Raw genomic sequence first — 14557 nt, forward strand, 5'->3', positions numbered from 1 at the left:
GGCCGCCATGGGGCCGAACCTCGGGATCGGGAGGCGTCAGGCGCAGCAGGCGGTGGCGGCCGCGTGGCTGGCCTGGGACGAGGGTGAACTGGACCTGGCCGAGCAGCACTTCGACCGGGCGCTGCGGAAGCTGCGGCGTACGGCGGACCGGGACCCGGAGGCCGCGGCGGCCGCCGCGGAGGCCCACACCGGCATGGGGCGGATCTGCCTGGCCCGGGAGAACTACCGGGCCGCCGACCCCTGGTTCCACGAGGCGCGGCGGCTGGCGCCGTCCGCCGCCGACGGTTTCTACTGGGGCGGCTGCGGCGCCGCGCACCAGGCCGACTTCGAGCGCGCCGAGTGGCTCTTCGGGATGGCGCTGGAGTGCGGCGGCCAACGGGGCCGTACCCATGCCCAGCGGGCGTACGTCCGGATCCGCCAGGGCCGGCCCGATCTGGCGCTGGTGGATCTGTACGCCGCGGACCAGCACGACGCGCTCGACGACAACGGCCTGCTGCTCGCCGCGTGCCTGCTGCTCCGGCAGGGCCGCCCCGAGCAGGCGGAGATGTTCGCGGCCCGCGTCGAGCCCTCCGCGCGGACCCCGCGGACGGCCGCGGTGCTGGGCTTCGCGCTCCAGGAGCAGAACAAGCTCCCGGCGGCGTACGACGCGTACGCGCAGGCGCTGGCCGGCGGGTACGCCGACGACGAGGTGCTGCTCCAGTACTGCCTGACCGCGTACCGGCTCCGCCGGTTCGACACGTACCTCGACTCCTGGACCGAGTTACGGGCCCGCCATCCCGACGATGCGCGGTTCGCCGCCCCGCTGGCGGCCGCGCACTGGACGTACGCCCGCGAACTCGCCGCCCGGCGCGACTTCGCGGAGGCGATCGAGCACCTGGAGGCGGCCCGGCGCACCGGGGTGCCCGTACCGCCCGACGCGCTCGTCGCGGAGCTGCATCTGCACGCCGCCGCGCGGGCGATCGCCCGCGGTGACCTCGACGGCGCGGCCCGCGCGCACCTGACGGCGAGCCGGCGGCTGCGCCCCGGGGATCCGAGACCGGCGCACTATCTCGCGGTGCTGGCGGCCGTGGCCGGGCGGCTCGGCGAGGCGGCGGATCTGTGGCGCCGGGTCGACGGTGCCGGGTCTGATGGGGCCGGGTCTGATGGGGCGGCGCCTGCCGGGGCGGAGCCTGCCGGCACCGGGCCCGCCCGAGCGGGACTCGGCGGCCCGAAGTCCGCCGGCGCGGGGCTCGGCGGCTCGAAGTCCGCCCGTACGGGGCCCGCGCGCCCGGACCCCGCGCGTGTGCGGGCCGGGCGGGTGCGCCTCGGGCTGGCGCTGTGCGCGGCCGGCTCGGGCCAGACGGAGGCGGAGGACGCCGCCGAGGAGCTGGGCGCCTGCCTGGTGGCGGACCCCGCGTGGGCGGACGTCGTACGGCAGGCGAGATACGCGCTGGCCGCGCTGCGGTTCCGGGACGGCGGCTGGCCGGGCGTGCTGGAGGCCCTGGCTCCGGCCCCGGACCACGGGGAGTGGGGCGGCCTCCACGCGGAAGGGCTGTACCGCGCCGGGCGGTTCGCCGAGCTGCTGGCCCTCCCGGAGCGCGGCGGGCGGCGCCCCTGGCAGGCGCTGGCGCGGCTGCGCACCCGCCCTCCCGACGGCGGGCCGCCGGACGAGGCGGAGATCGCCGCCGCCGTGGCGAGTGACCGTACCCGCCCCGAACTGGGCCCGCTGCTGCGGGACATCGCGTACGGCCACGCCGAGCGGGCGGAGTGGGAGCGGGCCGCGTCCTGGCTGGCCCACGCCGACGAGGCCGCGCCGGACGGCCGGACGCCGACGCTGATCGAGGCGCTCGCCCACGGGCTCGGCGGTGACCGGGTCACCGCAGTGGACCGGCTCGAACGGGCCGACGCCCACGACCCCACCGACCACCGGACCGGCCATGTCAGGGCGCTGATGCTGCTCCACACGATCAGCGCGGACGTCCGGCCGCGCGGCGGGCGCGCCGACTGGCCGACCTGCATCGGCAGTTGGATGTCGGTGCTGCGCGACGACGCGTTCTGGGCACGGTGGCGGGAACGGGCCGAGCGCCGTTACGGCGAGCCCGTCGCCCCCGGGATGCTGGACACCCTGCGCGCGGACGTCCAGGAGCTGATCGAGCGGCGCATCGCGGCCGACCGGTCCGGCACCGCCGCGACCACTGCCCTGCTGCTCCGCCGGGAGGAAAGGGCCGCCAGGGCCCTGCGCGACCACGGCGGACTGCCGCTGCCCGGCCCGGCGGACGGCAACGGCAACGGCAGCGGCAGCGGCAGCGGCAGCGGCAGCGGCAGCGGCAGCGGCAGCGGCAGCGGCAGCGGCAACGAGGTCGGCGCCGACGCGGACACGGGCGCGGACGCCGGCGCCCGGCTGGTCTGCGGGCCGCTGCGTCTCGCCGAACTCGGCCTGGAACGGCACTTCGGCGCCTTCACCGAGGCGCTGACCACGGCGGACACGGACATCGAGGACCTGTACCTCTACTTCACCCAACTCGGCCTCGCCCGGGTCCAGCTGACCGCGGGCCGGCTCGACGAGGCGCTGGAACTGGCCCTGGACACCCGCTGCGCGCCCTGCCGCGCCGCCGACGAGGAGCGCCGCTCCGCAGCGGAGCGCCGGTACGTCACCCGCCCGGACCGCGCCACCGATGAGCCGCTGGTCTGCCGGCCTGACTGTGCCACGTTCGACCACCTCAATCCGGCGCTCGCGGGGCTGCCCACCGGACACGAGGACCTGCTCAGGGGAAGCGCGGTCCTGGCCGTCGAGGCGCTGCTCGGCAAGGCGATGCGCGCGCTCTCGGCGCGCGAGCCGGACGGCGCCGAGGTGGCGCGCTCCTGGCGGCGGGCGGTGCGGTACGCCGACCGGTTGGACCAGAGCGGCCCGGTGCGGCGGACCGTCGTGGACGCCGCGCTCGGCCGGGCGGACGCGCTGCACCGCAAGAAGAAGGGGGACGACGCCATCACGGTCCTCGACGCCGCGCTGGGCGCGGTCGGCGGGCGCGACCCGGCGCAGCGGGAACGGGTGGTCACCCAGCTCTCCCAGGCGCTGACCACGCGGGCCATCCTGACGGTCAACGAGGACAGCTCCCGCACCGCGCCCGCGCGGGCCGATCTGGTGCGTGCGCTGGAGCTCAACCCGCGCTCGGTACGGGCACGGCTCAATCTCGGCATCGTGCTGCGCATCGCGGCGTTCGAGGCGCTGGACGCCGGGGACGTCTCCGTACTCGTCGAACTGCTCACCAAGGCGGTCGAGCAGTTCGACCTGGCCCTGCTGGACCGGCCGGGCGACCCCCGCCTGCTGGAGGAGCGGACGGCGGCGAGCCAGAGCCTCAACCAGGTCTTCGCCGGGCTGCGGTCCGCGCCGGACCGGTCCGCGCCGAACCGGCAGAGGCGGTGACCGTGCTCGAATACGAGGAACTGCGCGTCCGGGTACGTCAAGTGGGGCCCCAGCGGTATCTGGTGCTCGCCAACGGCCCCGTGTCCGGGGTGGCCGTACGCGCCGTCGACGGCGAACCGGGGCGGCTGAGCGGCGAGTTCGCCGAGCTGATCGACATCGAGCTGGGCCACGCGCCCGCCGGCGGACGGGACGTCGTGACGCGGCTGCGCGCCCTCGGCCGGGCCACGTACGGCCTGCTCTTCGACGACGGGCTCGTGGAGTGCATCGCCGAGGCGCTGAGCCGGGCGCAGAGCACCGAGGACCACCACCGCTTCCGCGGCCTGCGGCTCCGCTTCGACCTGCCGACCGAGCTGCACGGGCTGCCCGTCGAGGCGCTGGCCTCACCGGCCCACCGGGGCGAGCAGGTCCTGGCGCTGAACTACAACATGTCGCTGGCCCGTTCGCTGCCGGGCAACCCCCTGCACGGCCGGCTGCCGGGCGCGGAGGACCAGCCGGCGGCGATCCACCTCCTCGTCGCCGTCGCCTCCCCCGGCGGCCTCCCGGCGATCGACGCGGGACCGGAACTGGCCGCGCTGCGCAAGGATCTGTCCGAACTGGTCGTCAAGACGACCGTACGGGAGCACGCGACCCGGCGGTCCGTCGAGACATGGCTGGCCCAGCACGCGAACGAGCCCGTCGCGGTCCTGCTCATCGCGCACGGCGGTTACGACACGCCGCGCAACGAGGGCGTGGTGTATCTGGAGGCCGAGGACGGCACCGCGGACCGCGTTCCCGCGACCCTGCTCAGCGGCATCATGGTCCGGGCGCAGCGGCTGCGTCTGGTCGTGCTCAACCTGTGCTCCGGCGCCCGGAACAGCAGCGCGGAGCCGTTCTCCGGGCTGGCCCAGGCGCTGATCGGGCGGGGCGTGCCCGCGGTGGTCGGCATGCGGACCACCGTCACCGAGCGGGCGGCCGGTGTCTTCGGCCCGGTGCTGATGGAGGGGCTGTCGGCGAACAAGACCATCGACGAGGCGGTGACCTCGGCCCGGCAGCGCATCTCCGACCTGCCGGGCCACACCTCGATCGAATGGGCCACGCCGGCGCTGTTCCTGCACGAGTCGTACGCGCACGGCTGGCTCTTCAAGGCGCGCGAGGTGCACGACGACGAGGACGAGGTCCTCGACCCGCTGGTCGAGGGCGAAACGGCGCTGCTCCGGCTGGACGCCCCCGGCAACATGAAATGGACCAGTGTGCTGGCCGCCGCCCGCTTTCTGCGCACCCGGCAGGACTGGGAAGGCGTGCTGCGTACGGTACGCACGGGCCGGCTGAGCGAGGAGCGGAGCCGGCTGATCTCCGAGGCGCGCCTCGAACTGGCCTGGCCGGCGATCGACCAGCTGTGCGCCGCGCTCGCCGACCGGCTGGACCCCGACGCGGCGGAGCGGATCCTGGACGGGATCACCGAGCCGCAGCTGCCGCGGCCGGTACGGGAGTGTCTGCGCGGCGAGATCGAGGAGACCCGGCTCGCCGTCACGTACGGGGAGGCGCGGGCGTGCCAGGACGCGGAGGACTGGCCGGCGGCGCGGCGCGCGTACGCGGCGGTCCTCGCACTGCGCCCGGACGGCTACCGCGACGCGCGGCAGGGCGCCCGCTACGTGGACGGCCGGCTCGCCGAGACGGACCGCGCCTGGGCCGAGGCGGCGGCGGCGTACGGGGAGTGCCCCGCCGTCGCGGACGCGCCGCTCCGGGCGGCGTACGCGCGGGGCCGGGCGGCGGCCGAGTCCGGCGACTGGCCCCCGGCCGACCGGGAGCTGACGGCGGCGGTCGGGCTCGGCCTGACGCCCGACGAGTGGTGCGGTTACGCCGCGGCCAGAACCGCCGAGGACCGGCGGGACTGGCCCGCCGCGGCGGCGGCGTTCGAGCGCCTGGCGGACTTCCTGGACAGCCCGCACCGGGCGCTGTACGCGGCCGGGCGGGCGGCGGCCGAGGAGGCGGACTGGCAGGCCGCGCACCGGGCGTTCGGCGAGCTGGCGGACGGCGGCGGGGATCCGGGCGACTGGCTGGACCTGGCCAGGGACAGCCTGTACGAGCAGGGGCTGGCCGCGGAGACGTTCCTGGACTGGGCGAGCGCGGCGGCCTGTTACGGGGCGCTCCCCCCGGATCACGGCGAGCGCGCGGACGCCGGGGCCCGCGCCCGGTACGCCGAGGGCCGGCTCGCCGAGCTGCGCCAGGACTGGGCAGTGGCGGCGGCCCACTACGCCGGGCCGGCGGGGGCGGAGGCGGATAGGGATGGTGCGGGTCCGGCCGACGCGGAGACGGACCGCGCGCAAGCCGTGGACACGGGCCCGGCCGGCGCGAACGCCGCAGACACGGGACCGGACGGTGCGGGTCCGGCGGGCACGGGACCGGCCGGCACGGGACCGGCGGGCTCGGATACGAACGGCTCGGATACGAACGGCTCGGATACGAACGGCTCGGAAGCTGCAGCCGCGGGACCGAACGGCGCGGATACGAACGGCGCGGGACCGGACGGCGCGGACCCGGACGGCGCGGACCCGGCCGCCACCGAGCAGCCGCCGGACGGCGACGCCTGCGGCGGGCCGGTCCACGCGGGCACCGACGGCGGGCGAGCACCGGCAGACACCAGCAGCGGGCGAGCACGAACAGACACCGGCAGCGGCCCGGCACCGGCGGACACCGGCAGCGGCCCGGCGCCGGCAGACACCAGCAGCGGCCGGCCGGTCCGCTCCCGTACGAGCCACGCCGACGCCGCCGAGCGATTCGGGTACGCCACCGGGCGGATCGCCGAGGCGGCCGGGAACTGGGCCGAGGCGCACGGCTGTTACGCGCCGCTGCCGGCGGATCTGCTCGACGCGGCCGAGCGGGCCAAGTACGCCGCCGGGCGCGCCGCCGATCAGCGGGACGACTGGGCCGGGGTGATCGACGGCTTCGGCCGGCTGCCCGACGACCACGCGGAGGGGGAGGTCGGCCGGCGGCGCAGGTACGCGCGGGCCGAGCTGGCCGCCCGGCGCGACGACTGGGGCTCGGTGCTCGCCCTGCTCGGCGACGCGCGGGACGAGGAACGGGACGGGCAGGTCGGCCTCGTACGCCGGAAGGCCCGGGGCCGGCTGGCCGAGCTGGAGCAGGACTGGACGACCGCGGCGACCGCCTACGCCCCGGCCGCCGGCGCCGATCCGGAACTGGCCCTGGCCCACGGCTACGCGTTGGCCCGGCTGGCCGAGCGGGACGGTGACTGGGCCGGCGCGCTGGAGCGCTACACCGGCCTTCCGGACGGCCACCACGACGTACCGGTACGGCGCGGCTACGCGAGCGCGCGGCTCGCCGAACTCGGCACGGCCGAGGGCCCCGACGGCTGGCGGGAGGTGGTGGAGCGGTACGCCGCGCTGCCGGACGGCTTCGCCGACGTACCGGCGCGGGCCGGTTACGCGCGGCTGCGGCTGGCCGTCGCGGAACAGGACTGGCCCACCGCCGCCGAGGCCGCCGAGAGCCTGTCCGACCGGGGCTACTCGGACCTCGCGACGCTGACCGGTTACGTACGCGGCCGGGCGGCCGAACAGCGCGCGGACTGGCCGGAGGCCGTGGCGGCGTACGCGGGCTGCCTGACGCACGCCGACAGCCGCGCCCGTCAGGCGTACGCCCGGGGCCGCGAGCTGGAGGACGGCGGGCGCTGGCGCTCCGCGGTCCTGGCGTACGCCGCCGCGCCGGGGCCGGTGGCCGACCTGGCCGGGCGGCAGGCCCGGCTGGAGTCGCTGCTGGCCGCGCTGCCCTGGGCCGACCGGGCGGCGAGCGGGCAGCTCCTGGCCGATCCGCTCGCCGAACGCGACCCGGGATTCCCCTACCGGGCGCTCGACTCGGCCGGGATCACCCCGGGTTCGCCGACCGACACCGTACAGAACGCCGCGTTCATGCTGATGGAGCGCGGCGGGATGAGCTGGCAGGAGCGGGTCGCGTGGAACCAGTTGCGGTGGCCCGCCCAGCGGCTGCTGGTGGACGCGTTCCTCTACCGGCTGCGCGAGCCCGCCGCGCTGGCCGACCGGCTCGGCGCCCTGGAACCGGCCGAGCGGCCGGAGCTGACCGCCCGGCTGTGCGCGGACCTGCCGGACGACGCCCCGCTGCTCACTCTCCTCTCCGGCGACCGCGGCCGGGCCACCGCCGAGTGGCGGCGACGGCTGGCCGCCGCCCCGGGCGACCTGGCCACCGTGCACAGCCTCGCCGTGGCGTCCTTCTGGCAGGCCCGCGAGCTGGAACACACCGGCGCGTGGGAGCAGGCCGAGCCGGTGTGGCGGGAGGTGCTGGCCTGCTGGGCGGTGCTGCTCACCGACGACAAACTCTTCTGGGCCGGCTGGCGGCAGGCCAGGGCCGCCTCCTACGGGCAGGCGGTGACCCCCGCCAACACCAACCGGCTGCGGGTGGACCTCGGCCAGCATCTGGTGGCCCTGCTCTCCGGGCACGCGGACCGGCACACCAGCGCCGGCCGCTCGGCGCAGGCCGCCAGCTACCAGGAGCTGGTCTCCTTCCTGGAGCGCGAGCTGGAGGGGGCGCGGGCGCTGAGCGAGGCCGGCGGTCTGCCGCTCTCCGAGGACCCGCAGAGCCCCCGGCTGGCGTGCGGGCCCGGCTACCTGGAGATGACGGGGCTGCTCCAGAGGTTCGGCCGGTTCGTGGCGCGCGCCACGGAGCAGCGGACCGGCCACGGCGAACCCGAGAGCGAGTCCGCCAGTGTGACGCTGCGCCGGGTGCGTTGGGCGTTCTCCGAGCTGGCCAGGGCCTCCTCCCTCGTCGAGCGGCACCGCTTCGAGTCGGCGCTGCGCGCCCTGCCGGAGTTCCACCGGCAGCGGATGCCGGAGCTGCCGGCCGACTGCGGCGGGCCCGGCGCCGACGGCCATCCCGGCATCGGGGAGTGCCCGCCGTGCCAGGACTTCCTGCGCCGCAACCCGGCCCACACCTACCTGCCCCGGCGCCGTAACCATCTCCAGCAGGACGCGGTCGGACTCGCCGTACGGGCCCATCTGTTCATCGCCCGCGGGCTGCTGGCCAACCGTGGTCAGCTGGGCCGGGCCATGGCCGAGCTGACCGAGGCCATCGGCATCGCCGCGAACGCCGCGATGACGGTGCGGGTGAAGGAGGCGGTGCTGCGGCTGATCCTGGGCCGCGTGGACGCGCTGACCGACATGTCCGTACTCCAGATCGATCCACTGAACGAGTCGATCGCCCTGGTCGAGGCGGCCCTACCGGTGGTCGGCACCGTGGGCACGCACACGCTCACCGCGCGATGGGCGGCGCTCCTGGTCGACCGGGGCATCTGGTACAGCTCGCGGTGCCGGGACGTCGGCGTACAGCCGGACCTGCCGCTCGGCCTCGCCGATCTGCGGCGGGCCCTGGAGCTGAACCCGGCGTCGGCCCGGCCCCGGCTCAACCTGGCCCAGGCGCTGATCTTCGAGATGGACGCCCTGCCCGGCGGGAACACCACCGGCGGACGGCTGACCATCCTGCGCGAGGCGCTGGTCATCCTGCACCACGGTCTCATCCGGGCGGAGGCGGACAGCCGGCTGCTCGAATGCCAGCTCGGAGCACTGGAGGAGCTGGAACCGCTGCTGCTGGCCGGCGTGGGCATCGACCAGCTGAACGACATGATCACGGAGTACGGGGCGGGCGCCCCCGTGGAGACCGACCCGTCGGCGCACGCCGAGGACCTCCTGCGGCAGGCGGAGGAGAAGCGCCTGCGGGGCGACCGGCCGGGGTTCCTGCACCGGTTGGTACGGGCCTGCCGCACCGATCCGACCAGCGTCCGGGTGCGCCAGGCGCTGCTGGACGCGCTGGACGCGGACCTCGGGCCGCGCGCCACCGAGAGCGAACCCGAAGGCGGACCCGAAGGCGAAGTCGAAAGCGAAGTCGAAAGCGAAGTCGAAGGCCGCGGCGTAGGCGTAGGCGAAGGGGACCTGGACAGGTGATCAAGGATCCGTTGACCGAGTGGGACGGCCCGTTCCCGTACGACGAGCTGACCGTCGCGGGGGTGACACCCGACACGACGCACGCCGCGATGGCGGACGTCTCCTTCGATCTGATGACCCGGCGTCTGATGAACGCCCGGACCCAGAACGCCTGGCACGAGCTGCGGGACCTGCGGCGCCGGCTGCTGGCGGACGTACTGCTCTACGACATCGATCCGGCCGAGGAGGTGGCCCGCGCCCGGGCGGAGCTGGTGGCCGAACGGGTCGCGGCGGGCGGGGGCGGTGAACCTCCGGAGGTGGCACGGGCGTTGTCCGTGCCGGTGGAGTGGCTCAACGCCCTGGCCACGGAGTTGAGCGCGGTCGAGGTGCCCGTGCCGGAGGCGGCCGGTCCCGCGCCCGGGCTCGGCGTGTTCCCGTCGGGGGCGCTGATCGACAGCCTGATCCGGTTCGACCGGTAGCTCCCCACACCGTAGACAGACCGCAGACGCAGACGCAGACCGCAGACCGCAGACGCAGATCGCTAGGAGCCTGATGTGAATCACCGCAAGGCCAAGAAGCGGGCCCGGCAGCCGCGGCGCGACACCCCGGCCGCCCGGCCCGCCGAGCAGTCGGCCGAGCAGCCGACCGGTCCGCCCGCCGAACCGTCGGCGGATGAGCTGATCAAGCAGTTGGCCGGCCAACTCGCCGACAGGGAGGCGCAGGTCGAGCGGCTTCAGGACGCGGTGCGCGCCCACGAGGCGTACGTCGGGCGGTTGTTACGAGGCTTCGGCGGCGTCGTGGACTCGTTCGACCGGCTGCTCGAACTCGGCCCCGACGTCGGCGTCGACGCCCACCGGGCCAGCGTGGGCAGGACCCACGCCGCGCTGACCACCATGCTGCGCAAGAACGAGGTCGAGCTGATCGGCGAGCCGGGCGAGATCGCCGAGCCGGAGACCCACGAGGTGCTGCACCCGGAACCCGCCCCGGACCTCCCCGAGGACACGGTGCTCACGGTGGTCCAGCGTGGCATCCGCCACCGGGGCACGCTCATCCGTCCGGCCGCGGTGGTCGTGGCATCGGGCAAGCCCGCGCAGGACGACCAAGCACCGTACGACCAGGCACCGGACGACCAAGCACCGTACGACCAGGCACCGGACGACCAAGCACCGTACGACCAGGCACCGTACGACCAGGCACCGGACAACAACGAGACGCCCGCCGAGGTGGCGGACGCCAGGACGGCGGAACCGGTCCCGGCCCGGTCCGGCGGCACCGGCGGCAAGGAGGAGCGGCAGTGAAGGCGATCGGCATCGACCTCGGGACCACCAACTCGGCGGTGGCCGAGTACAAGCCCGACCAGAAGCGGGCGAGCGTACTGGTCAACGGCGACGGCAAGCCCCTGACGCCCTCGGTCGTGGGCGTCCGTATCCGCAACGGCGAACACACCCGGCTGATCGGCGGCCCGGCGCTCAACTGGGCCAAGCGCGAACCCAAGGACACCATCGTGTCGGTGAAGCGCCTGATGGGGCGGGACTACGCCGACGCGGACGTGGCGGACGCCCGCGGCCGGCTGAGCTACCGGATCGTGCCGGGCCCCGACCAGGACCCGCGGGCGCACGTGATGATCGCCGGGACCGCGTACACCCCGGCGCAGGTGTCCACGATGATCCTCGAAAAGCTGAAGCAGGACGCCACGGACCGGCTCGGCCGGACGCCGACCCACGCGGTGATCACCGTGCCCGCCTACTTCCGGGAGGCGCAGCGCGCGGCGACCCGGGCGGCGGGCGAGGCGGCCGGTCTCGTCGTGAAGCGGATCATCGACGAACCCACCGCGGCGGCCATCGCGTTCGGCGTCGACCTCCAGCCCGGGGAGCGGCGCCGCATCCTCGTGTACGACCTGGGCGGCGGGACGTTCGACATCTCCATCCTGTACGCCACCAAGGACTCCGAGGGCAACAACCACTTCCAGGTACTGGACTTCGCCGGGGACAACTGGCTCGGCGGCGACGACTTCGACCTCCTCGTCGTGGACCGGATCATCGAGTGGATCAAGCAGAACGCCGGGGTCGACCCGTCCGAGGACCTGAAGTTCCGGTTCACGGCCAAGCAGGAGGCCGAGCTGGCCAAGCGGGAGCTGAGCCAGGCGGCCGAGGTGGACATCATCGTGCCGGCCGCGCTGCGGGCCGACGGCGGCACCGTGGTGGACGTCGACATGACGCTGAGCAGGGCCGAGTTCGAGGAGATGATCGAACCGCTGGTGGCCCGCACGATCCGGCTGGTGCGCGACGCCCTCGAACGGCAGAGCCTGCGGCCCGACGACATCTCGGACGTGCTGCTGGTCGGCGGCTCCACCCTGACGCCGAAGGTCTACCAGACGGTGGAGAGCTTCTTCGGCAAGCAGAAGGTACGGCGCAACATCAACCCGATGGAGTGCGTCGCGATCGGTGCGGGCATCCTCGCCGGCACCACCCACGGCATGGAGTGCGTCGCCTGCCAGAAGATCAACGACGATTCCGCCGACGTGTGCGCCGAGTGCGGCCACAGCCTCGCCACCGCCCGGCCGACCGGCGACACCAACGTGTACGACGTGACGGGCATGGCGCTCGGCGTGGGCGCGGTGCACGGCGCGCAGGCCGACACCTTCGTACCGATCATCCCCAAGGGCACGCCCTACAACCCGATGACCGAACCGATGCGCCGCACCTTCGAGGCCACCGACGGCCGCCTCATCCGCGTCCCGGTGTACGAGGGCGACGCCGCGGTCGCCAGCCAGAACCACGAACAGGGCGTGATCGAGTACGAGTTGCCCGAGCAGATCGACGTGCACACCCGTGTCGACGTCGAGTTCGTGTACGACAAGAACCGCGAGCTGAGCGTGACCATCACCGTGCCCGGCACCGCGAACCGGTACCAGACCAAGCTCCGTACCGACACCCAGCGGACGAACGCCGCGGCCTCCGCCGAGCCGGAGGAGGACGGCGCGACCTACCGGGAGGACCTCGCCTTCATCGAGGAGGCCACCCGGATGTTCCTGCGCCGGTACGAGCAGTACCTGGAGCCGGCGCACGCGATGAAGATCACCCAGGACCTGGAGCGCGCCCAGCGGACCCTGGTGTTCTCCGATCCGGCGGAGTGCCGCTTCATGACCAGCGTGCTCCAGTCGGACATCTACAGCGCCGGCCTCGCCTCCGACCTCTACTACGCCGAACGCACCGCCGACCAGGCCGCGCCCGAGGACGCGGAGAAGATCAACCAGGCCATCGCCGCGATCCGCAGGTCGCACCAGGAGGGCAGGCGGGACACCGCGATGGAACAGGCGCGCCTGCTGAAACCCGTGCTGGCCAGGGTTGGGCAGCAGAACGCGGTGGCCGAGATCGTCGACGCCGAGGAGTTCGACGGTCTGCTCAAGCTTCTCGACCGAGAGCCGTAGGAGCCGTCGATGACCGAGGTCAACCTGGGCCTGGACTTCGGCGCCACCGGTCTGCGGGCCGCTTACTCGGTGTCCGGCCGGCCCACCGGTTTCATGGCGCTGACCGGGGTGGACCGGCCGTGGCTGCTCTGTGTGCCGGCGACGGCGGGACCGGTGCCGGTGGCCTTCCCCAGCCTGAAGAGCATGCTGGGCGAGAACACCCGGATCGATGTGGCGGGGCAGCCGCTGCGGCCCGTGGAGATCGTGGCGCGGGCGCTGGCCCAACTGTGCCGACGGGTCCTCGACACGACCTCGGGAACCATCGGCCAGGTGGTGATCAGCGTGCCGGCCAGGTTCGGGACCACGCAGCGGACGGCGCTGCTGGAGGCGGCCGAGACGGCCGGACTGACCAGGGTCTCGCTGATCTCCGATTCGGTGGCCGCGGTGATCGGACACACCGGAGGGGAGGGCAGCGGAACGTATCTGAGCTACGGCATGGGGTACGACGGCTTCGAACTCGGCCTGGTCCGGGTGGTACGCGGCCGCTACCGGGTGCTCGGTTACGAGGGGGCCCGCACCCCGGGCGGACGCTTCCTGGACAGCCATGTGCTGGGCTCGTGGCTGCACGCGCTGCGCCCGCAGGGGCTCACGCCCGGGGAGGTTGAGCACGGCGAGGCGGGCTGGCTGCGGCTGCGCGCCGTCGCCGAGCAGATCAAGGAGACGCTCTCCGCGGGGGACCGGGCTCTGTTCCCGGTCCTGATGGCCGGTCCCGACAACCAGCAGCCGGTCACCATGGAGATCGAGCGGCAGAGCTTCGCGACCCTGGTCCGGCTGGTGGTGGCCCCCACGCTGGACCGCGCCGACCACCTCTTCGACCAGTCCGGGATGCGGCGGGAGGACGTCGACACCGTGGTGCTGAGCGGCGGCAGCACCCGGCTGCCCGAACTGCGCGGGCTGATCTCCGGACTCGGCACCGCCGTGGTGCCGTCCGGGAACGAGCACATCGCCCGCGGGGCCGCGCTGCACGCCAACCGGCTCAGCGGCCGGTCCCCGGGGTACGAGGAGCAACTGGGCGCCGACACGCGGGACACCGCCGAGCCGCAGATGCAGCCCCCGCCGCTGAACATCACCCTGCTCACCGCGCCCGGGACGACCACACCGGCCACCGCGTCGCACCGCCCGGCCGGCCTGGACGCGGCCCGGCGCCTGATCGAGGAGGGCCGCCTCGACCAGGCCGGGAAGGAACTGCGCCAACTGATCGCGGAGGCGCAGGCACTGCTCGACGACATCTCCACCGCCACGCCGGGCACGGGCGACGACACCCCGGCCGCCGCTCGCCCGCCCAGGGACGGCACCCCGGTCACCACACCACCGGCAGGGGACGGCGAGCCCGCTCCCCCGCCGGGCCAGGGCCCCAGCGGGGTGGCGCATCTGCTCACCCGGGCGCGCCGGCTGATCGCCCAGGAGCAGTACCAGCAGGCCATCGGCATGGCCCACCTCGCCTGGCAGCGGGAGCCCGACCGGCCGGACGTCTTCGAGGAGATGATCGACCTCCACTGCACCGCCGCGACCGCCGCCCCGGCCGTCGAGACCTTCACCCGCGACGAGGAATGGCTGCGCTGCGCCCTGGGCCACGACCCGAACAACGCCCGGATCCGCGCGCTGCTCGCCGAACGCTCCTACACACAGGGCAGGGAGCTCAGCCGGCTCGGCCGCCGCGCCGAGGCGATGAAGGTCCTCGAACAAACCCTCAAGTGGGACCCGGACCACCGTCCCGCCCGGGACCTCCTCCACACCCTCGGCCGCTCACGCGGCGCCTGA

General features: G+C 74.7%; 6 protein-coding genes. All 6 read left to right on the forward strand.

Annotated features, from left to right (window positions below; genetic code table 11):
* Nucleotides 1-7: 7 nt before the first annotated feature.
* The 6 genes from ACFXKG_RS23780 to ACFXKG_RS23805 all read left to right on the forward strand — a co-directional run bounded on the left by ACFXKG_RS23780 (nucleotide 8) and on the right by ACFXKG_RS23805 (nucleotide 14557).
* Nucleotides 8-3403, forward strand: a complete 3396-nt coding sequence (locus ACFXKG_RS23780) for a hypothetical protein (RefSeq protein ID WP_384842514.1) — start codon at nucleotides 8-10, stop codon at nucleotides 3401-3403.
* Nucleotides 3400-9348, forward strand: coding sequence for a CHAT domain-containing protein (locus tag ACFXKG_RS23785; RefSeq protein WP_384842517.1), 5949 nt, complete (start codon nucleotides 3400-3402; stop codon nucleotides 9346-9348). Before ACFXKG_RS23780 ends, ACFXKG_RS23785 begins: the two co-directional genes overlap by 4 nt.
* Nucleotides 9345-9806, forward strand: a complete 462-nt coding sequence (locus ACFXKG_RS23790; RefSeq protein ID WP_384842520.1) for a hypothetical protein — start codon at nucleotides 9345-9347, stop codon at nucleotides 9804-9806. The genes ACFXKG_RS23785 and ACFXKG_RS23790 overlap by 4 nt, the downstream gene beginning before the upstream one ends.
* Before the next feature lie 75 nt (nucleotides 9807-9881).
* On the forward strand, nucleotides 9882-10625 hold the full coding sequence (grpE, locus tag ACFXKG_RS23795) for a nucleotide exchange factor GrpE (RefSeq protein ID WP_384842523.1): 744 nt from the start codon (nucleotides 9882-9884) through the stop codon (nucleotides 10623-10625).
* Nucleotides 10622-12757: an Hsp70 family protein gene (locus tag ACFXKG_RS23800; protein ID WP_384842526.1), complete on the forward strand. Its 2136-nt coding sequence runs from the start codon at nucleotides 10622-10624 to the stop codon at nucleotides 12755-12757. The genes grpE and ACFXKG_RS23800 overlap by 4 nt, the downstream gene beginning before the upstream one ends.
* 9 nt (nucleotides 12758-12766) lie before the next feature.
* The gene (locus ACFXKG_RS23805; protein WP_384842528.1) at nucleotides 12767-14557 is read left to right on the forward strand and encodes an Hsp70 family protein; all 1791 of its coding nucleotides are present in this window, start codon (nucleotides 12767-12769) and stop codon (nucleotides 14555-14557) included.

This window comes from Streptomyces sp. NPDC059255, assembly GCF_042752355.1.
In the GTDB taxonomy this organism is placed as follows: domain Bacteria; phylum Actinomycetota; class Actinomycetes; order Streptomycetales; family Streptomycetaceae; genus Streptomyces.

Bases quoted from the DNA above. Each gene is read 5' to 3' on its own strand.
- ACFXKG_RS23780 (WP_384842514.1), top strand. From the start codon at position 8: ATGGGGCCGAACCTCGGGATCGGGAGGCGTCAGGCGCAGCAGGCGGTG.
- ACFXKG_RS23805 (WP_384842528.1), top strand. From the start codon at position 12,767: ATGACCGAGGTCAACCTGGGCCTGGACTTCGGCGCCACCGGTCTGCGG.